This window comes from Alistipes provencensis, assembly GCF_900083545.1.
In the GTDB taxonomy this organism is placed as follows: domain Bacteria; phylum Bacteroidota; class Bacteroidia; order Bacteroidales; family Rikenellaceae; genus Alistipes; species Alistipes provencensis.
The window spans coordinates 1627375-1646179 of sequence record NZ_LT559262.1; the positions used below are offsets into that span (position 1 = coordinate 1627375).

Annotated in this window: 15 protein-coding genes; 6 read left to right on the plus strand and 9 right to left on the minus strand. The window is 59.9% G+C overall.

Annotation, left to right across the window (positions count from 1 at the left end; translation table 11 throughout):
• Window positions 1–287: 287 nt before the first annotated feature.
• The 4 genes from BN5935_RS06485 (at window position 288) to BN5935_RS06495 (ending at window position 1958) form a co-directional block, all read left to right on the plus strand.
• Window positions 288–872: an RNA polymerase sigma factor gene (locus BN5935_RS06485; RefSeq protein WP_064975397.1), complete on the plus strand. Its 585-nt coding sequence runs from the start codon at window positions 288–290 to the stop codon at window positions 870–872.
• A gap of 67 nt (window positions 873–939) precedes the next feature.
• Window positions 940–1089, plus strand: coding sequence for a hypothetical protein (locus tag BN5935_RS15390; RefSeq protein ID WP_204244894.1), 150 nt, complete (start codon window positions 940–942; stop codon window positions 1087–1089).
• Window positions 1090–1186: 97 nt separating this feature from the next.
• A complete protein-coding gene (locus BN5935_RS06490) occupies window positions 1187–1579 on the plus strand; it encodes a VOC family protein (RefSeq protein ID WP_064976862.1) in 393 nt (130 codons plus the stop codon).
• A 4-nt stretch (window positions 1580–1583) separates the two neighbouring features.
• A complete protein-coding gene (locus BN5935_RS06495) occupies window positions 1584–1958 on the plus strand; it encodes a DUF488 domain-containing protein (protein WP_064975398.1) in 375 nt (124 codons plus the stop codon).
• Here the strand turns inward: BN5935_RS06495 and BN5935_RS06500 are convergent.
• Complete coding sequence (locus BN5935_RS06500) at window positions 1945–2310, minus strand: hypothetical protein (RefSeq protein ID WP_204244895.1); 366 nt, start codon at window positions 2308–2310, stop codon at window positions 1945–1947. The genes BN5935_RS06495 and BN5935_RS06500 overlap by 14 nt on opposite strands.
• Before the next feature lie 116 nt (window positions 2311–2426).
• On the minus strand, window positions 2427–3014 hold the full coding sequence (locus BN5935_RS06505) for an HdeD family acid-resistance protein (RefSeq protein WP_064975399.1): 588 nt from the start codon (window positions 3012–3014) through the stop codon (window positions 2427–2429).
• Window positions 3015–3345: 331 nt separating this feature from the next.
• On the opposite strand from BN5935_RS06505, the gene BN5935_RS06510 reads away from it, so the two are divergent.
• Both BN5935_RS06510 and BN5935_RS06515 read left to right on the plus strand, forming a co-directional pair.
• Window positions 3346–6408 (plus strand): SusC/RagA family TonB-linked outer membrane protein, encoded by a 3063-nt coding sequence (locus tag BN5935_RS06510; protein ID WP_064975400.1) that lies wholly within the window; start codon window positions 3346–3348, stop codon window positions 6406–6408.
• Window positions 6409–6412: 4 nt separating this feature from the next.
• The gene (locus tag BN5935_RS06515; protein WP_064975401.1) at window positions 6413–8044 is read left to right on the plus strand and encodes a SusD/RagB family nutrient-binding outer membrane lipoprotein; all 1632 of its coding nucleotides are present in this window, start codon (window positions 6413–6415) and stop codon (window positions 8042–8044) included.
• Between the two features lie 9 nt (window positions 8045–8053).
• On the opposite strand, the gene BN5935_RS06520 is transcribed toward BN5935_RS06515, so the two are convergent.
• The 7 genes from BN5935_RS06520 to BN5935_RS06550 form a co-directional block, all read right to left on the minus strand.
• On the minus strand, window positions 8054–8641 hold the full coding sequence (locus BN5935_RS06520) for a DNA-3-methyladenine glycosylase I (protein WP_064975402.1): 588 nt from the start codon (window positions 8639–8641) through the stop codon (window positions 8054–8056).
• Window positions 8642–8919: 278 nt separating this feature from the next.
• Complete coding sequence (locus BN5935_RS06525) at window positions 8920–10632, minus strand: glycoside hydrolase family 88/105 protein (RefSeq protein ID WP_064975403.1); 1713 nt, start codon at window positions 10630–10632, stop codon at window positions 8920–8922.
• A 4-nt stretch (window positions 10633–10636) separates the two neighbouring features.
• The gene (locus tag BN5935_RS06530; protein ID WP_064975404.1) at window positions 10637–12037 is read right to left on the minus strand and encodes a polysaccharide lyase 11; all 1401 of its coding nucleotides are present in this window, start codon (window positions 12035–12037) and stop codon (window positions 10637–10639) included.
• Between the two features lie 82 nt (window positions 12038–12119).
• The gene (locus tag BN5935_RS06535) at window positions 12120–14027 is read right to left on the minus strand and encodes a glycoside hydrolase family 28 protein (protein WP_064975405.1); all 1908 of its coding nucleotides are present in this window, start codon (window positions 14025–14027) and stop codon (window positions 12120–12122) included.
• A 92-nt stretch (window positions 14028–14119) separates the two neighbouring features.
• Window positions 14120–16048, minus strand: a complete 1929-nt coding sequence (locus BN5935_RS06540; protein ID WP_064975406.1) for a hypothetical protein — start codon at window positions 16046–16048, stop codon at window positions 14120–14122.
• A 59-nt stretch (window positions 16049–16107) separates the two neighbouring features.
• Window positions 16108–17970, minus strand: a complete 1863-nt coding sequence (locus BN5935_RS06545) for an Ig-like domain-containing protein (protein ID WP_064975407.1) — start codon at window positions 17968–17970, stop codon at window positions 16108–16110.
• A gap of 31 nt (window positions 17971–18001) precedes the next feature.
• Window positions 18002–18787 (minus strand): two component regulator, encoded by a 786-nt coding sequence (locus BN5935_RS06550; protein WP_064975408.1) that lies wholly within the window; start codon window positions 18785–18787, stop codon window positions 18002–18004.
• Window positions 18788–18805: the final 18 nt, after the last annotated feature.

Genomic DNA, 18805 nt, shown 5'->3' on the forward strand with positions numbered 1-18805 from the left:
GTTCTGCCGTTTCGCCCAAAGCGCGTTTTTGCATTTTATCCCTCCGCAGGTTATTTTCGGCACGGATTTTGTTGGCTTCAGGCTGAAAAATTGTGCCGGCAAATTTCCGGCGGAGTAGAAAAATATTTGGTTTTTTCGGAAAATGTGCTTATCTTGCCATCGTAAAGCCTCCGGAAACTCCGACGTTTCACAAGGCCCGAACAATGATTATTAACGACATCTGTAACTCTAAAAGGATTGCCTATCGGGAAAGAAATCTACTCTTAGTAACTAATTGAGACAAGAGTATGAACGTGCAAGTATTAAGTGACCAGGTATTGCTTAATCACTACCTTTCAGGTGACCGGAGTGCCATATCCAAACTCATCGAACGCCATAGCAGACGCGTGCGGGACTACATCAACATGATGGTCAAGGACCGCGACGTGGCCGATGATATTTTTCAGGAGACATTCATCAAAGCCGTCCGTGTGATCGACGAAGGCCGTTATACCGATAACGGCAAGTTCCTGTCGTGGATACTGCGCATCGCCCACAATCAGGTGATCGACCATTTCCGCGCACAGCGGCAGAACAAGTCGGTCAGCGAGTCCGAGGCGGGTTACGACGTGCTGGGCACGCTGAAATTGGCCGAACGCACCGTCGAGGATGCGATGGTCTGCGACCAGATCGAGCGCGACGTGCGCGCGCTGGTCGAGCTGCTGCCCGCCGAGCAGCGCGAGGTGGTGATCATGCGCTATTTCTCGGGGCTGAGCTTCAAGGACATCGCCGAGCAGACCAACGTGAGCATCAACACCGCGCTGGGACGCATGCGCTATGCGCTGATCAACCTGCGGAGGATGATCAAGGAAAAAAATCTGATTCTGAGCTGACGCCGCACAATAATCTCCCGAAGGGCTGCGTTATATGGATGAAAGCAAGCTAAAACCAGTAAGGCCTATGGAGGAGATTGACAAAAATGAGGTTTCAGACAACGGCATCTCTGAGGACGAAGACTTAATGATGCGGGAGGTGATACAAGGTGATGCGGATTTGTGTTATTTGCATCATTACCTCTCGGAGGTCTTCCGAAGCGGAGATAATTTTTAAGGGTTAATTTTTGATGGGGAAGGGCGCCGGGAGGCGCCCTTCATGTACCTTCGTGCGTTCTCGTTTTTTGCACGACTCACGCTAAAATCAGATGATGATGAAATTCAGCAATGTAAGATTATTGGTCAAGGACTATGACAAGTGCTTCCGGTTTTATACCGAAAAACTTGGTCTGGAGCCGGTTTTTGATATCGAAGGCTGTTATGGAAGTTTCAGGGTGGCCGAAGGCATCGAAGGATTGGCCATATTCACTTCCGATTTGATGGCTCCGGTCGTGGGCAATGCGGATGAAGCCCAGCCGGTCGGCGGCCGGGAAAAGATGATGGTGTCATTCGAGGTCGGAAACGTTGATGAAGCCTTTGAAGCCCTTGCCGCAAAGGGTGTCGAGTTTGTCAATCGCCCGGTCGATATGCCCGGCTGGGGAATGCGGGTTGTCCATTTGAGAGATCCGGAAGAGAATCTGATCGAACTTTTCACCCCTTTGAAATAATCCTATGACACGAATACGGATCAAACGGGTTTACGAAACGCCGGCACCGGACGACGGCTGCCGCGTGCTGGTCGACAGACTTTGGCCGCGGGGCGTCCGCAAGGGGGACCTGCCATACGATATCTGGGCCAAGGACATTACGCCCTCGGCCGGACTGCGCGCGTGGTATCACGCCGACCCTGCCGGGCGGTGGCAGGAGTTCCGCCGCCGTTATACGGAGGAGTTGCGCGGCTCGCAGGCCGTGCGGGATTTTATCCGTGAGATTGCGGACACGGAAACCGTGACGCTGCTCTATGCCTCGAAGAATGCCGCCGAGAACCATGCGCTCATCCTGCAGGAGTACCTGCAGCATGCCGCGGAGGGTGTCAAAGCCGTTTGATGGAGGTGATCCGGGCCTCGCCCTGTCCCGGGAGCGGCTGGTAGACGGTCACCTCGGCCTGATAGGTTTCGGGGTCGAGCGTCACGGTGCGCGCCTTGCAGACAAAGCGGTAGTTGATGCCCGCTACGACCTGCGTGGCGACGCTTTCGGGGGTGTATGCCACGCCCGTAAGGCCCTGCGTGACCTGATGGAACAGCGCTTGTTCCTGCTCGCTGAGCGGACGCTGCTCGGTGTAACCGCCGGTCATCACTACTCTTTCTTTGCTTTCTTCGGTTTTTGCGGCTTTGCGGCCCGGGCCTCCGCAGGCGGCCAAAGCGGCGGCCGCCAGTGTCAGGATCAGAATTCGTTTCATGGATACGCTTGATTTGCAGATTCAAAGATAGGTAATTTCCGCTCCCCGTGCAACGTTGGGAAATGGGAAAGCGGGACGTTATCCGCTAACGCCCCGCTTTTCGGAGGAAACAGGTCTCAGCGGCCGCCGCCGAGGCAACGGTGGGCATTGTGGAGCTGGAGGGCCAGTGAGAAGGCCGCGACGCCTGCGAAAAGCAGCGTGATGCCGACCCAGACGACGACAGCCGTGGTGCCGAATACCAGCGGCTGGAACAGGATCCATAGTGAACACAGCAGGAGCAGGACGCCCGTGAAGACGGTCCAGCCTGCGCCGGGAATCTCCATGGCGCTCATGTCGCCGCCCAGTCCGATGGAGCTGAATCCGCGCATCATCAGCCAGAAACCCAGAAATATGGGCAGCGTGGCGGCCGACAGCGCGACGTTGAAGATCAGGATGATGCCGAGGATGATCTCGATGATGCCCCCGGCCATCATCCAGCCGCGGCCGGTGATGAAATGGCGGTTGGCCGACGAGAGCACCACTTCGAGGATGCCCGAAATCAGCATCAGCCAGCCGAAGACGAGCGACATGCCCAGATAACTCTGGGCCGGGAAAACGAAGGTCAGCACGCCGACTGCGAACAGCGCGATGCCGACGATCAGCAGCAGCCACCAGTAACGGACGGCCTGCTTCGAATTTTCGATCAGTGTGGAAAAATTCTTCATGGTATATGGATTTACCGCTTCCCGAGCAATTTGCGTACCAGAACGGCGTGTGCCGGACGGCCGAATGCGCGGATTCTCAGTGATTCGCGGCGGCGGAATGCCGGACCGAAGGATATTCTCCGGCGGGTTTTCGGGACCGTTCGGCGGTTTTTTGCCGACGGAGAGTGAGTATTTTATCGCTAAATCGTCTGTTTTGGCCGTTTTTGTGGTTTTAATATGCTATTTTCGTGTTGTATCCGACAAAGTTTTATACATTTGCGGTTGATTATTGTAATAAGTGACGCCCCTTATGCATTCTTTTTTTAAATTGCGGCCGGGACCAACTGTGGGATTGGTGTTTGTCGCACTCCTCACTGCATGGTTGTGCTTGGCTACCCAAACTACTGTTTACGCCCGGACCGGCGTTCGTAAGACGGAGGTCAAAGGCCGTGTTACCGATGAGGCGGGTACTCCGCTGGTCGGGGTCACCGTCGTGGAACGGGGTACTCCGAACGGTACGGCGACGCTCTCCGACGGACGGTTTTCGATAATGGTCACGACCGGAGGAATCCTCGATTTCTCCTACCTCGGCTATGCCTCGCAGCAGATCGAGCCGGGCACCCGTACCGCGTTGGAGGTGGTGCTGAAGGAGGATGTGAAGGCCATCGCGGAAGTGATCGTGACGGCCCTCGGCCTCGAGCGCAACTATGCCGACCTGACCTATGCCGCCGACAAGATCAAAGGTACGGAACTGTCGGCCGTCAAATCCCCCAACATGATTCTGGCGCTGGCCGGCAAGTCGGCCGGCGTGCAGGTCAACGCGAGCTCCTCGGGAGCGGGCGCTTCGGCCAAGGTGAGCATCCGCGGCGTCCGTTCGGTGGCCAGCGACAACCAGCCGCTGTATGTCGTCGACGGCATGCCGATGCTGAACTCCTCGCCCGAGCAGTCCTATTCGGCCATCGGCGGCATCGCCGACGCCGGCAACCGCGACGGCGGCGACGGCATTTCGAACCTCAATGCCGAGGATATTGAGAGCGTGTCGATCCTCAAGGGAGCCCCTGCGGCCGCGCTGTACGGCAGTCAGGCCGCCAACGGCGTCATCCTGATTACGACCAAGCGCGGCAGCGCCGAGAAGCAGCAGGTGACTTTCTCGTCGAACCTGACTTTCCAGCGTCCTTTCTGCCTGCCCGAATTCCAGAATCGCTACGGCGTGAGCGGTGGGGTCGAGAGCTGGGGCGCCCGGGGCGGCGTGACGGCATACGACAACGCCGGGGAGTTCTTCCGGACGGGCGTAACGGCGGTCAACGGCGTCTCGGTCTCCACGGGGTCGGAGTCGATCCAGAGCTATTTTTCCTACGCCAATACCGCCGAGCGGGGCATCACCGGAAAGAACCGGCTGATGCGCCACAACTTCAACCTGCGCGCCACGTCGGACATTCTCCGCAAGCGGGTGAAACTCGACGGCAACGTCAATTTCATGCGCCAGACGGTGAACGACAAACCCGTGCCGGGCGGTTTCTACATGAATCCGCTGGTGGGGCTGTACCGCTTTCCGCGCGGCGTGGACATCACCCCTTACCGCGAGGGTTTTGAGGTCTACGACCCCGACCGGAAACTCTCCGTGCAGAACTGGATCGCCCCGAGCGACGATTTCGAGCAGAATCCCTACTGGATCGTCAACCGCATCCGCAGCAAGAGCCTGCGCAACCGCGTCATGGCTTCGCTGTCGGCGGACTGGCGGGTGACCGGGTGGCTGCATATCAAGGCCCGCGCCAACGTCGACCATTTCAGCGACAAGGTGCGCCAGAAGTTCTGGGCTTCGACGGCGCCCGCGCTGGCCGGAGCCAACGGGCGTTATGTGGAGAGCAGTTTCGCGGAGACGCTTTTCAACGGCGAGGTGCTGGCTCTGTTCGACAAAAGCCTCTCCGACGACTGGAAATTCAGCGCGACGCTCGGTACGGGGCTCAACGACCGCACGGTCAATTCGCTGCGGATCGACTCGAAAACCGCGTCGCTCTACTATCCCAACATCTTCAACGTCGCCAACATCGTCATGAACAGTTCGGCGTATATCGACGAGCAGATCGACGCCCGGCGCCAGATTCAGTCGCTGTTCGCAACGGCCTCGTTCAAGTATGCCGAGAGCCTCAATTTCGAGGTCACGGGGCGTAACGACTGGGCTTCGACGCTGGCCTACACCGACCACGAGAACAGCGGGTTCTTCTACTATTCGGTCGGGGCGTCGTGGGTGATCGGCAAGCTATTCAAACTGCCCGAGTGGGTCTCGATGGGCAAGGTGCGTCTGACTTGGAGCCGGGTGGGCAACGACATCCCGATGTTCATCACCAACCCCAAGGCGCACATCTCGGCCGGCGGAGGCGTCAGCGCCGCCGATGCGGCTCCCGGGACGAACCTCAAACCCGAGATGACCAATGCCCTCGAGGCGGGTGTCGAGTGGCGTTTCTTCGGCGACCGGCTGAACGTCAACGCCACCTATTACAAAACCAATACTCACAACCAGTTCTTCAAACTCCCGGCCCTTTCGGGCGAGGCTTATGCCTTCCGCTACGAGAATGCCGGAAACATCGAGAACGAGGGTATCGAGATCGCGCTGAGCGCCTATCCGGTCTATGGGAAGCAGGTCACATGGTATACGGGCGCGAATTTTTCGCACAACCGCAATCGGGTGGTCCGCCTCCACGACGAGTTGCGCGAGTACGTCTACGGGCCTTCGAGCTTCTCGTCATCCTACGCCATGAAGCTCGTCGAGGGCGGTTCGATCGGTGACATCTACGGCCGGGCTTTCGACCGCGACGAACAGGGGCGGATCATCTACGAGACCGAGGGCGACTACGCGGGGCTTCCCCGCACCGTCGGCGACGGAAACACCGTGAAGGTCGGCAACGCCAATCCCCGCTTCTCGCTGTCGTGGAGCAACACGGTCTCCTACAAGGGGCTGTCGCTGTCGCTGCTGGTGGACTGCCGCTACGGGGGACGGCTGCTGTCGCAGACGATGGCCGACTTGGATTCCTACGGCGTCACGAAGGCGACGGCCGATGCCCGCGACCGCGGTTATGTGACGCTCGAAGGGCGGCGGATCGAGGACGTGAAGGGATTCTACAAACTGGTCGGAGGACGCGCCGGCGTGACGGAATATTACATGTACGACGCGACGAACATCCGCCTGCGGGAGATGTCGCTCTCCTATGCGCTGCCCAGACAACTGGTGCGGCGCACACGGGTGTTCAGCGCCGTGAGCGTGTCGCTGGTGGCCCGCAACCTCTTCTTTATCTACAACGCGTCGCCGTTCGACCCCGACCTCGTGCTCTCGACGGGCAACGACAATCAGGGTATCGACGTCTACGGCATGCCGACCGTGCGGAGTGTCGGATTTAACATCAAATTGGAATTCTGAGGATATGAAACGCTGGCATACATACATTTTCGCCGGATGCTGTGCGCTTTGCCTCGGGGCATGCACGGGTAATTTCCGGGATATCAACGACGACCAGTCGGGCACGACCGACAAGGAGCTCGAAGCCGACAACAACGGTCTGGGCTACCGGCTGAAGATCGTCCAGCAGGGTATCTATTTCAACTACGACTACGGCAAGGGCAAGAACTGGCCTTTCCAGCTCACGCAGAACCTCAATGCGGATATGTTTTCGGGCTACATGCACGATCCCAAGCCGCTGCAGGGCGGGAGCCACAATTCGGATTACAACCTTCAGGACGGCTGGAACAGCGCCATGTGGCAGTTCACCTACTCCTACATCATGCCCGAGATCTACCGGCTGGAACAGACGGCCGAAGAGCTGATGCCGCCGTTCTATGCCATTACGAAGATTCTGAAAGTCATGGTCATGCACCGCGTGAGCGATTTTTACGGGCCGGTGATCTACTCCCATTTCGGGACCCACGGCGTCGAATATGTGCCCGACAGTCAGGAGGAAGCCTACGGGCACTTCTTCGCCGATCTGGACGAGGCTGTGGAAATCCTTTCGGATTATGTCGGGGAGCATCCCGAGGCCAACGAGTTCGCGCAGTTCGACCTGCTGCTCGACGGCAGTTACACGTCGTGGCTGCGTTTCGCCAACTCGCTGCGCGTGCGGCTGGCCGTGCGTATCGCTTCCGTGGCCCCGGAGCAGGCTGCCGAGGAGTTTCGGAAGGGGGTGAACGCACCCCACGGCGTGATCGAGTCGAATGTGGGAAATGTCGCCGTAGACGCTTCGGGCGTCTTCCTGAACCCGCTGGGGGCGATCAACCGCAGTTGGAACGAGGCGGTCATGAACGCCTCGATGGAGTCGATCCTCAAGGGATTCGGGGACCCGCGCATCGAAAAGTTCTTCGAGCCCTGCCGCAACGATCTGACCGTTACGGAAGAGGGCGGAGGCACCGCGGCGATCGCACTCAAGGGGGAGTTCCACGGAATCCGGCAGGGAACGGCCTTCTCGCATAACTATTATGCGGCGTTTTCGCGCCTGACGATCGAACAGACGACCGATGCCGTCCTGATGACGGCCGCCGAGGTCTGGTTCCTGCGCGCCGAAGCAGCCCTGCGGGGCTGGACCGACGAGAACCCGGAGTTCTGTTACGAGCAGGGTGTGGGCCTGTCGTTCACCCAATGGCAGGCGACGGGACTCGAACGTTATCTGCAAAGCGATGCGACGGCGGCGGACTACCACGACCCCGTCGATCCGCAGAACGACATCGCCGCCCAGTGCCGGGTGACGCCCCGCTGGGAAGAGGGGGATTCGAACGAGCTGAAACTCGAGCGGATCATCACCCAGAAATGGATCGCCATGTATCCCGAGGGATGCGAGGCGTGGGCTGAACAACGCCGCACGGGTTATCCGCGGCTGTTTCCGGTGCGCTTCAACCACAGCAAGGGGCAGAGTATCGACACCGAGACGATGATCCGGCGGCTGCCTTTCCCGGCGACGATGGCCACCTCCGACCCCGAGCAGTACGAGACATTGATCGACGCACTGAACGGCGCGGACCACGGGGGCACCCGTCTGTGGTGGGATACCGGGAAGAATTTCCGGTAGGCGGTCCGATTACCGCTGTTCTGCGCCGTCGTTCCGGCACATGCAGCCGGTCAGGTGATCGTTGACGAACCCCGCAGCCTGCAGGTGGGCGTAACAGATCGTGGAGCCGAAAAATTTGAATCCCCGCTTTTTCATGTCCCGGCTCATGGCGTCGGATTCGGGCGACGATACCGGGATTTCGCTCAGCGACCGGAAGGTGTTGACAATCGGTTTCCGGTCGGGAAAGAACGACAGGGTATAATTGTAAAAACTGCCGAACTCCTTTTGCAGGTCGAGGAACAGCCGGGCATTCGAGATCGTCGATTTGATTTTCAGCCGGTTCTTCACGATGCCCTCTGCCTGCATCAGCCGTTCGATATCCTCGTCGGTCATCCGGGCCACCCGTTCGGCATCGAAATCACAAAAAGCCTTGCGGTATCCTTCGCGCTTTCTGAGAATGGTTATCCAGCTCAGTCCAGCCTGAGCGCTCTCCAGCACAAGAAATTCGAACAGCGTCTTGTCGTCGGTCACCAGTCTTCCCCACTCCTCGTCGTGGTATTTCACATACAGCTCGTCGGTTCCGCACCAGCCGCAGCGTCCGTTTATCATGTCCTGCATCGTCGTAGTTGTTAGTATGGAGTAAAGATAGCGGATTCACGGCGTCGCACCAAATTTCAGCGCCCCGACTTGGGCACAGTCCATAAAAAGTCTCCGGATTCATGATTCCCTTTGCGGCCGCCACGCATCGGAGCGATCCACAAAGTGCGCAAAGTACACATGGGCGTGAAGATTCCGGAGTGCAAAATTAACCCGTTCCGCGCAGAATGCAAAATCTCTGGCGGACGGGTTTATTTTATAGCGTATCTTCCGGAATAGATACTGTATGTGTCCGATCTTTATTTTCTCTTTTGCAATTTGTCCATTTCCAGAGCGGCGAACAGGAGCGGCAGCAGTCCGTGCGTATCGCTGCGGATGAAGGGAATGCGTTCGTAGTCCGCGGGATCGGTACTGAAATTGGTGCCGCCTTTCACGCCGTTGAAATCGTCCTCTTCGCTGACAAAGGTCGTCAGTGCCTGCCAAGCACGGCGGAGCGGTTCTTCGACTTGTTTGCGCGGAAGCCATCCGCGGTTGATGCCGCGGGCGAGGCAGTAGGTGAAGATCGCGGCACCGGAGGATTCGCGGGCGGAATCCTCCCGGTCGAGGATGTTGCGCCAATAACCCTCCGTATCCTGATGACGCAGCACTCCTTCGATGTGGGCCCGGTAGATGGCCAGTATCCGTTTGTAATTCCGGTCGCTGCGGGGAAGCGCGTCGAGCACCTCGCAGGTTGCCCACAGGGCCCAGCCGTTGCCGCGCGACCAGTGCGGAACGCGGATGTCGGGATGAGAGGGGTAGCAGGCCTGCCGGTAGAGCCCTGCGTCGGCATCGAACAGCAGGCGGTTAAAGCCGATGAGCTGGTCGGCGGCGTCGTGCAGGAGGCTTTCGTCATCCGTCAGGCGGTAACCGTAGATCAGATAAGGCAGTCCCATGAACATGTCGTCGGCCCAGACCGAGGGATAGGGGGTGTATTCCCGGGCGAAGACGCCTTCGGTGCGGAACTGTTCGTGGCACAGGTAGTCCAGCACCCGTTCCGCCTGCCGGCGGTAGCTCTCGGGAGGATCGGGGCTCTCGACGCAGCGGGTGATATAAGGCATGGCCGGGGCCGATACATAGTCGAGCATCGGACGTCCTGCGGTGCCGAAGTTGAACGACCGGACGGCGTGCAGCCGTTGTGTCTGGTGTTCGGCCAGCGGGAAGGTTTCGAGCGAGAAATCGCACCATGCGTCGGCATAGGCTGCGTATTTCGGATCGCCGCAGGCGGCGGAGAGTCGTTGCAGGGCCCAAGCGAAGCATCCCACATGGTAATACCATTCGAAGAAACGTCCGTTGGCGGCCGGTGCCGAAACGATATCGACGGGCGGGATATTCCACGCGACGGTGCGGTCGCAGTCCCGGTAAGGCGTGTGGAAAAGCAGGGTGCTGTCCGGGGCGAGCGGTGTCGCAAGATCGCCTTCAAACGTTCCGAGCACCAGCCAGCGGGCCTCTTTGAGTTTCGGGGCGTAGGTTTCGAGTGTGCAGAAAATCTTGCGTCCCCGTTCGGCATAGCGCGAGAAGTTGCGCGACTGCATCAGGAAAAGGTGTTCGCCGCCGTGGTATTCGGTCTTGACGAGCAGTTTGTGCGGCCCGGCCGTCAGGCGCAGGCGGAACGATTCCGGAAGGCGGTAGTCCTTCTCGCCGAACTTCACGGCGAAGGGGTGCGGCAGGGTGCGTTCGTAGACCACCGAGTCGTCGATCGTGATCCGCACGGGACCCGTGCATCCCAGTTCGAAGAGCTCTTCGGTGTCGCCTTCGCACCGGAGCGTCGTCAGGGCGTAGGCCACGCCCGGGCGATCCATGCAGCGGCCGAAATCGACGCAGCCGAAGTCGGAAGAGGCGCCTTGGAGTTTGTATTCCAGTTCGAACCGGGTGTTGTCGACCACCTTGTCGGCGACGCGGCGGGCCAGTTCGAGCGGTTCGGCGGCATGGGTCAGGGCCGGGATGAGCAGGGTGATGAGCAGCAGAGGTTTCATGACGTCAGAAATTGAGTACGGGATAACGGTGTCCGTAACCTGCGGACGACAGGCGGACGTTGTCGCGGTAGACGTCGGTGTCGAACCGGGCCTGCTGGGTCTGGTTTTCGCGGGCATTGCGGTCGGTCCAGAAGACGATGCGGCCGTCGGGATGGGCTACGACGACCTGTTCGCCCGCCAGCGGCAGCACCTTTTTCGCGGCGACGAGGGTACCTTTGCCGGTTTTCAGCACGACACGCCCCGTGCGGTCGTACAGAGCTCCGTCCGTGAAGAGTTCGTGGATGCCGTCGCCGTTGAAATCGACGACCGTGCCTTTGATCGGAAAGTCGATTTTCACTTCCTCGCCCGTGCGGGCGTCGTAGGTCTTGGCGACGCACCCTTTGGGCGGGACGTCCTCACCTTTGAAGGGGTAGCGTCCGGCCATGGCGATCCGTTCGCCGCGGGGACCGAAATTGCCCACCCAGCCGTGATGGTAGTGCCCTTTGCGCTCGGCGATCGCCCAGAGCCGGCGTCCCGTCTGGTCGAACATCACGGCACGCGGCTGTTTGCCGTCATCGCCCTTTTCGCGCGTGGTGAAGAAGCACCACCGTTCCGATTCCGCGTTCCACCAAGGCTGCACCAGATCGGAATGTTCGTTCCAAGCGTCGCCGTCGAGGATGAAGAGCTGTTCGCCCGTGTCGAACGAGAAGCACCGTTCGCCGTACATGAACTGCTCGCGGCCGTCGCGGCGGAGGTCGAAGATCGGGGTCGAGTGGCTGCCGCGCGCGCCGTGGCCGTCGTCGGGTATCTTGACCTTCCAGCGGCGGCTCATGTCGCCGTTCCACCCCTGCATCTGTATCTCCTTGTAGGTGCCCTGTACGGTCACCAGCACCGGACTGCCGTCGTCGGCGTGGCCGCCGATGAGCAGGAACCGCCATTTGTAGCTGTTGGCTTGGTTGTGGGCCGGGGCGGGCCACTGCCACGAGCCGGTCACACGGCCCGTGCGGGCGTCGGCGCGTTCGAGGCGGTATCCGTCGTAATCGAAGGGACGTTCACAAGTGTTGACGACGTAATAGATCTCGTCGCATCCGTCGCCGTCCATGTCCATCGGCAGCAGCGGCATGAACCACACGCCCGGAATGGTATGAGGCAGTTCGCGCCGCCATAATTCGCGGCCTGCGGCGTCGAAGACGGCGATCTTCGGCGTATCCTTCGGGAAGGTGAAACTGCCTTCATAGGGGTCGATGCTCTTCTCGGCGGAGAAGACCGTGACGAATCCCCGTTCGCCGTTTCCGAGGTCGAGCGGCGTCAGCCGGCATTGTTTGACGGGGGTGCCGAGGTCGAGGGTCAGAACCTCGCGGGGCGAGAATTCCCGGGCGGCGAGTGCTGCGGGGAGCAGCAGCAGGGTGTACAGCAGTTTTTTCATGGGTTGATCTTTAAAATCGGAGGGCCGGGTACCAGCCCGGCCCTCCACACAATAAAACCTAATCTATTATCGGTAACAACCGTTACTTTTTCGCGTCGCAGATCTCGCCGTCCTGCTGGTGCCACAGACCATAAGGCTCCGTGCGCGAACAGCTTTCGTAGTCGATACCCTCGAGCGCGTAATTCTTCACGTCGTCCATCACGATCGCCGGGCGGACGTCGTTGTTGGCCAGCCGCAGCCGCATGTTGCGGACCTGCAGTCCGTCGACATGGCGGAAATAGATTCCATAGGCGGGACAGGTGCCGTAGCAGTCGAATTCGGGATATTTCTTCTCGTTTTCGGGGACGTCGCGGTAGATCATCTGCGGTTCGTTGACGGAGCCGAAGAGCAGCAGGTCGCAGTCCTCGATCAGCACATTCTCGATCGGATGGCCTTTCAGACCGCCGACGGCCGTGCCGACGCCCGGACCGCCCTTGACCTCGACCCAGCCGATGCCGGTGTTGCGGATATTGCGCAGCGTGACGTTGCGGATGGCGCCGACAGGTGCGGGGTTCGGACCGCCCTCGAAGGTCCGGCCGCGGTTGCCAAGCCGCACGACGAACGGAGCCGCGCAGTTGCTCATGCGGATGTCCTCGTAGGTCACGCCGTCGATCACCGAGCCGTCGACCGCCTCGATGGCAATTGAATAGCGGGTCCACCCTTCGGCGTTGCGGACGTGAACGTTGCGGATTTCGCCGTGGGTCTCGGTGCCGATCTTCACGAGGTTGCAGTTGGCGTAACGTGCGCGCACGTCTTCGACGAAGATATTCTCGGCCGGAGTGAGCGACAGCGCTTTGAGGCAGACGGCGTCGTCGCCGCAACTGCAAAGGAAATTGCGGACCACCACATCGCTGCAACCGCTCAGGTCGATGCCGTCCTGATTGTTGGTGCCGGTGTAGCAGCGCACGGTGACGTTTTCGACGCGCAGGTTCCGGCAGGCTTCGTAATACTGGGTCCAGTTGGCGCTGCGGGCCAGCGTGACGCCGTCGATCGCAACGTTCTTGCATTCGACCATACGGATCAGGCGCGGGCGTTCGTGCTCGTTGTTGCGGCCCCGCCAGGGATATCCCTCGAAGAGCGAGTAGCCGTCGAGGATGCCGCCGCCGCAGATCGTGATGTTCGAGGCTTTTTCGGCATAGATCATCTGGAAGTCCTCCTTGCCGCGAAACGACGGAAGGGAGCAGCGCAGGGGCGGGAAATCGTCGTGGTTGACCGAGCCGCGCAGGATGGCGCCCGCCTCGACGCGCAGCGTAACGTCGGATTTGAGTTGCAGCGTTCCGGTGACGTAGACCCCGTCGCGGACCCAGACCGTGCCGCCGCCCTTGCGGGCGCTGCACTTGTCGATGGCGGCCTGCAGGACGGCGGTGTTGACCGTCGCGCCGTCGCCGACGGCTCCGGCCTCGGCGATGTCGATGACGAAGCCTGCGGGACGCACCGTCTCGGGCCATTCGCCCAGCGGGCGTACCGCCACGAGGTACATGTTATGCGCACTGCTGCCGTTCTCGCCCAGCGCGACGCACTCGCCCCGGCGGTAGGGACGGCGGTAGCAGGTGAAGCGCTCGCCGCGGTCGTTGGTGATATACAGGGAGGTGCGGACGAACGTGTCGAGCCAGACGGGTTTCTCGGCAATGGCGTCGTTGTGGGCCACGAGGACCTCGGCGTCAGCTTTCACGTCGAAATAGGCGATGTCGCCGCGGTCGAAGCGCTTCGATCCGTAGGCCGGCTGGATCCAGTCGGCGCCCTCCAGCTCGGGCGACAGGGCGGTGACGGCGACGGGTTCTTCGCCGTACATCGATACGCCCGTGCGCAAGTTGCCCTGCTCGAGCCAGTGCGAGATGTTGTAGTTGAACTGCCAGACGTCGAGTACGTCGAGGCGTGTGATCAGCCGGGTATCGGCATGTGCCGCCGCCGTGGCGGCGAGCAGACAGCAGGTCAGAATGAGTCTTTTCATCGGTTGTGTTTCGGGTTTTCGTTCGGAACAAAATTACGGCTTCCGGGCGAATGCAATGTGCAATAAATACCGGGATAGGTGGTGAAAAATGCCTATTTTCCCTCGATCGTGCGGCGCAGGGCTTCGAACTCGGCCTCGGTGTGGTCTTCGGTGTCGATCTTGCGTTTCAGCACCCCGGCGACCTTCTTCTCGGCGGAGTAGGTGTTGGCATGGCGCAGCGTGCGGCGGCGCGGGGAGTAGTCGAGCATGATGCGGCGCATCAGGTAGTCGCGCTGGATATAGCGTTCGAGCGCCGCGATGCATTCGGCGCCGTACTCCGGTCCGTCGGTGTAGGTGCGTTCGCGGGAGAGTTCGTACTTGTCGTTGTAGACGTAACCGCTCTTGTAGAAGAGCAGCGCGGCTTCAACGAGTGCGGTGTTGCGCTGGCAGAGCGTACGGTTGAGGTAGGCGCTGGCGATGATATCGTTGAGATAAGGGGCGTTTGCAGGTCCCGCGGCGCGGGCTTTCTCGGCTTCGGCGACGGCCCGGTCAGCACATTCGGCCATTTCACGCAGTACGTCCAATGGGGTCAGCCGTTTTTCGGCATGATATTTCGCCGTGAGCGCTTCGTCCGAGCGGTCTCCGGTGCGCCATGCCGTGCAATACTCCGGTACGCCGACCACTTCCTGCCGGACGAAGGCCATGCCGGCCGGAGCCTCGGGGTTGTCGAACATCTGCCAGAATTTCAACGGCTGCAAACCCCCGACCGAGAGGCCGTCGCCGCGCCAGAACCACGCGGGCATCAGTTTGATGAACTGCTCCTGTGCATGTGCTACGGCCTTGAGCGATTGCAAAACGTGGGGCGCGGCCTTGCGGTAGGTTTTGGTCAGGTATTTCTCGGCATCGGCGTCTGACCATGGCTTATTGTTCATGGCCCCGGCCACGGTGAGCTGCGTCAGACGCCGCACGGGATTGTCGGCCGAATCCTCGCCGCGCAGCGTGTAGTCCTGATAGACGATGCCCGTGAAACGGCCCGCACGGACGTTGTCGAAGATACGGTTCACGATCTTGTTGTCGTACCAGTAGACCGGGTGCGGGTATTCGGCATCGTAGACGTGCATGTCCAGTACCACGCCGTAACCCTCGTCGAGCATCTCCTTGCCCCAGAGCGGATAGTTGACCAGCGGCTGGTCGTAGCCGGCGTATTTCACCGAGAGGACCAGCTTCTCGCGCGGAATGTCGAGCTGCTGCATCACCTCGGGCTTCACATACCAGTCGCGCATGCCGAAAAAGTAATCGTCGCCCCGTTTCTCGCGCAGCATGTGCGCCAGACGGTTGGAGTAGTCGACGAAACAACTGTCCGTCTTGTCGTAGTCCACGCACTCTTTCCACGATTTCCATGTGTTGGGGCGCACCTTTTCGACATCGTAGGTCCACGCTGCCTCGGCATAGGCGTTGAGGAAGCCGTCCAGCTCGGGCAGCAGGTCCAGCGCCCGGGAGGTCGACCAGAGGAAAAAATCGCGGAACAAATCGTTGGTCCACTGCTGTTGGGGGACGCAGTTGGGCGACTTGCCAGCCAGCGCTTTCTGGAACATGTCGTTCTGGTGGGCTTTGCGCAGCAGTTGGTCGAAGACCCCGTCGGGGTTGAGCTCCTGCTGGTGGGCGCACCAGAATTTGTAGGGTGCATAGTGCGAATAGGAGCGCGTCACGACGTAGCGGATGCCGCGCGACTTGGCATAGGAGATATTCTCCCGCAGGGTCGCGAGGTTTTGGGCGACCTTGGCAGGCGTGTATTCCGCGGCTTCGGGGTAGGGCGAATCGGCGTAATCGACGATGTGCATCGGCAGGAAGGTGAACGTGCCGATGGAGATGACGTTGTAGCCGTCGGCGGCGATGCGGTCGATCTGTTCGCGGACCTCATCGCTGAGTTTGGGATTCATCCACTGGGACGAACCCACCGGGACGATGCGGTACTGCATGGGCTTCTGCGCATGCAGGGTGAAGGCCGTGAAGATTAACAGCAGGGAGAGTATCTTCTTCATTTGTCAGGGTCGGAAAAGGTTCATGGTGCCGGGAAAGCACCATGAACCGATTTTCAGTGTTATTTGATCTCCGTCAGTTTTGTCGGTACGGGGATGTCGCCCCATGTTTTCAACTGGGCGGGAGCCCCGCTGTCGTCAAGCGTGTAGTAACCGACCGGGCGCGGCATCGGACCCGTCCAAGGCACCGGACAGGGGTCGTCGAAAGGCTGGGTGATACCTCCCGTGTTGAGGAAGTCGAAGACACGGGCCGTGCCGTCGTCGTTTTTGAGTGACGGTATGCCGAGTTTGGAATCACCCGAACCTTGTGACGTGTTGACCAGGAAACGGAAAAGCAGGTCGTCGGTCTTATTGTAATTTCCGTCGTTTGCCTGACCTTCTGTATAGCGCCAGATGCGGATGAAGGGTGCATCTTTCGTCGTTGTCTTGTGACCTGTCCAGAATTTGCAGGTATGGCCGAGGAAGCATTTGATCTTACCGTCGTCTTTTTTGCATGCCGCCCAGCCTTCTGACTGGTTGCCTTCTTCATATCCGGCTCCGGCAATTGCAAAACGCGATGTGGAGAGACAAGCCCAGTAGAACGGCTGGTCGGGATCGGCGATAGTGGGGTATTCGTAGGGATAGGGTGTTGCCGTTAGGTAAATGGCTACTGAACCTACTTTGTCAATTCCATCGACAGCAGGCGATGCGACAGCCCAACTCTGAGTATCATTGAATTGAGTCTTTTTAGCAGTTCCTCCTCCGGAGCAATATACGATGCAGGCGTAATTATCATTGGGAGACGAAATGGTTGAGTTTGTCGAACTGGTGCCGCGCATGCGGTTGCCCCACTGGTCGGTCACCATGACGCCGGTGGCGGGAACATATTGATACGGGCGCAGTTTGCACGAGGCTGCGGCGGCGCTGGCGTCGTCGGAGGTGGCTGTGATGAGTATTTCCGTAGCTTCGCAGTTGGCCGGGTCGAACGCGAAATCTTCCTTGACGGTGATCGTCGAGTTCCCGGCAGGGGCGTTGGCCGGATCGTCGATCATATAGACGTTGAACGAAACGGTCTGCGTGGCGGGGTCCTGCGTACCCTCGGCGTCGACCGTTGCGACGGCGGTGTTGCTGCTTTCGACGTGGACGAGACTGTTCTCGGGGATCTTGATCTCCTCGTCATCCGTGGAGAAGACCACGCGAATAGCTTTGGTATGACTGACGGTGAGGCTTCCGGCGAGTGCGTCGCTGGCCTCGCTGCCGTCCTCGTTGAGCGACAGCGCAACGCCCGTGACCTTGATGGTCTTCAGGCTGACGGGGATTTCCGCGCGCACGTCGTCGTTGCGCGTCGACTGAATGGTGATCGTCGCGTCGCCCAGTTCTTGTCCCGGGACGAGCGTGAAGCCCGTGCGGCCGTCGAGTTCCTTCTCCTCGACGTCCACGACCTCTCCGTTCGTCGTTTCGAACGTCACACTCTTGTCGAAGGTGTCGTGTACGAAGATTTCGAAAAAGTAGTCGCGGTTGCCCGTGGAGTTGCGGACGAAGGTGATCCGGCCGTCGACGGGTTCGTTGAGCAGCAGGTCGTAGACACGGATGCCCGCTTCGACGGTTACCGAGACGGCGCAGGTGGCTTCGATCTCGGGATAGGCCGTGCTGCGGGCCGTGATGACGGCGTCGCCCAGACCGGTGGCGCGCACGGCGCCGTTTTCGTCGACCGTGGCTACGGCGTCGTTGCTGGAGCTCCAACTGATTTCGCCGTCGGTGGTTTCCGCCGGGTCGAACGAGGCGTAGAGTCGGCGGGTTTCGCCGATGATGAGTTCGCTGAGCGAACTTTTCGACAAGGTGAGCTCTTTCGGCTTGTAGTAGACGTTGCCGTCTCCCAGCCAATCCGAGTCGCCGCAGGCCGTCAGAGCCAGCGCGGCAAGTGATAAGAGGATCAGTTTTTTCATGTCAGGTTATATTTTTTTGGTTGTTTCGGGATTATTTGCGGGGTACGGCACCCGTGAAGGCATTCTTCTCCAGCCGCAGGTATTTGAGCCGGGGCAGCGATTCCAGCGCCGCGGGTACGGCGCCCGAGAGACGGTTGCCGGCGGCCTTGAACGACGTCAGTTCGGTGAGCTTGGCCACCGAAGCGGGAATTTCGCCCGTCAACTGGTTATAGCTTATGTCGAATGAGATCGATTTGGCGGGTTTGGCCAGCAGGGCCATGTCGCCGATCGCCGCCGGGATCGAACCCGTCAGTTGGTTTTTGTTGAGCAGTACCTTGATCTCGTTGCCGCCCTTGCCGTCTTCGCGGGGTTTCGAGGTCTTGGCTTCGGCGCCCAGAAGGATCAGTTCGCCGGGGATTTCGCCCGAAAGCCGGTTGTTCGAAAGGTTGAGCGAGGAGATCAGTTTCAGACCGCCGATCTGAGGCGAGAGACTTCCCGTGAGGCCGTTGCCCGAGAGGTTGAGCGTGCGCATGCCGTTCAGGGCATAGATCGCTTCGGGAAGCTCGCCCGTGAGGCCGTTGTCGGGCAGCTCGAGCTTGCTGACGCGGCCTTTGCGGATTTCGTTGATGCCGAACCAGCCGGTGCCTTCCTGAGCGTTGTAGACTTTCACGTCGTCGGCCGTGGCGTTTTTGAAATCCCAGCCGGAGTTATTTTTCCAATCGGCGCCGCCCGTGGCCTCGTAGAGAGCCCGCAGGGCTTCGAAATCCGCCGTGCTGATCTGTGCGGAGATCGGACCGCAGAGAAGCAGTGCCGCAAGAATGGGTAAAATTCGTTTCATCGCAGGTTATCTTTATGG

What these genes read in the sequence shown, in the direction of transcription:
- BN5935_RS06550 (WP_064975408.1), bottom strand. Translation starts at nt 18,787, where the DNA reads ATGAAACGAATTTTACCCATTCTTGCGGCACTGCTTCTCTGCGGTCCG.
- BN5935_RS15390 (WP_204244894.1), top strand. Translation starts at nt 940, where the DNA reads ATGGAGGAGATTGACAAAAATGAGGTTTCAGACAACGGCATCTCTGAG.
- BN5935_RS06520 (WP_064975402.1), bottom strand. Translation starts at nt 8,641, where the DNA reads ATGCAGGACATGATAAACGGACGCTGCGGCTGGTGCGGAACCGACGAG.
- BN5935_RS06500 (WP_204244895.1), bottom strand. Translation starts at nt 2,310, where the DNA reads ATGAAACGAATTCTGATCCTGACACTGGCGGCCGCCGCTTTGGCCGCC.
- BN5935_RS06515 (WP_064975401.1), top strand. Translation starts at nt 6,413, where the DNA reads ATGAAACGCTGGCATACATACATTTTCGCCGGATGCTGTGCGCTTTGC.
- BN5935_RS06535 (WP_064975405.1), bottom strand. Translation starts at nt 14,027, where the DNA reads ATGAAAAGACTCATTCTGACCTGCTGTCTGCTCGCCGCCACGGCGGCG.
- BN5935_RS06540 (WP_064975406.1), bottom strand. Translation starts at nt 16,048, where the DNA reads ATGAAGAAGATACTCTCCCTGCTGTTAATCTTCACGGCCTTCACCCTG.
- BN5935_RS06525 (WP_064975403.1), bottom strand. Translation starts at nt 10,632, where the DNA reads ATGAAACCTCTGCTGCTCATCACCCTGCTCATCCCGGCCCTGACCCAT.
- BN5935_RS06485 (WP_064975397.1), top strand. Translation starts at nt 288, where the DNA reads ATGAACGTGCAAGTATTAAGTGACCAGGTATTGCTTAATCACTACCTT.
- BN5935_RS06545 (WP_064975407.1), bottom strand. Translation starts at nt 17,970, where the DNA reads ATGAAAAAACTGATCCTCTTATCACTTGCCGCGCTGGCTCTGACGGCC.
- BN5935_RS06530 (WP_064975404.1), bottom strand. Translation starts at nt 12,037, where the DNA reads ATGAAAAAACTGCTGTACACCCTGCTGCTGCTCCCCGCAGCACTCGCC.
- BN5935_RS06495 (WP_064975398.1), top strand. Translation starts at nt 1,584, where the DNA reads ATGACACGAATACGGATCAAACGGGTTTACGAAACGCCGGCACCGGAC.
- BN5935_RS06490 (WP_064976862.1), top strand. Translation starts at nt 1,187, where the DNA reads ATGAAATTCAGCAATGTAAGATTATTGGTCAAGGACTATGACAAGTGC.
- BN5935_RS06505 (WP_064975399.1), bottom strand. Translation starts at nt 3,014, where the DNA reads ATGAAGAATTTTTCCACACTGATCGAAAATTCGAAGCAGGCCGTCCGT.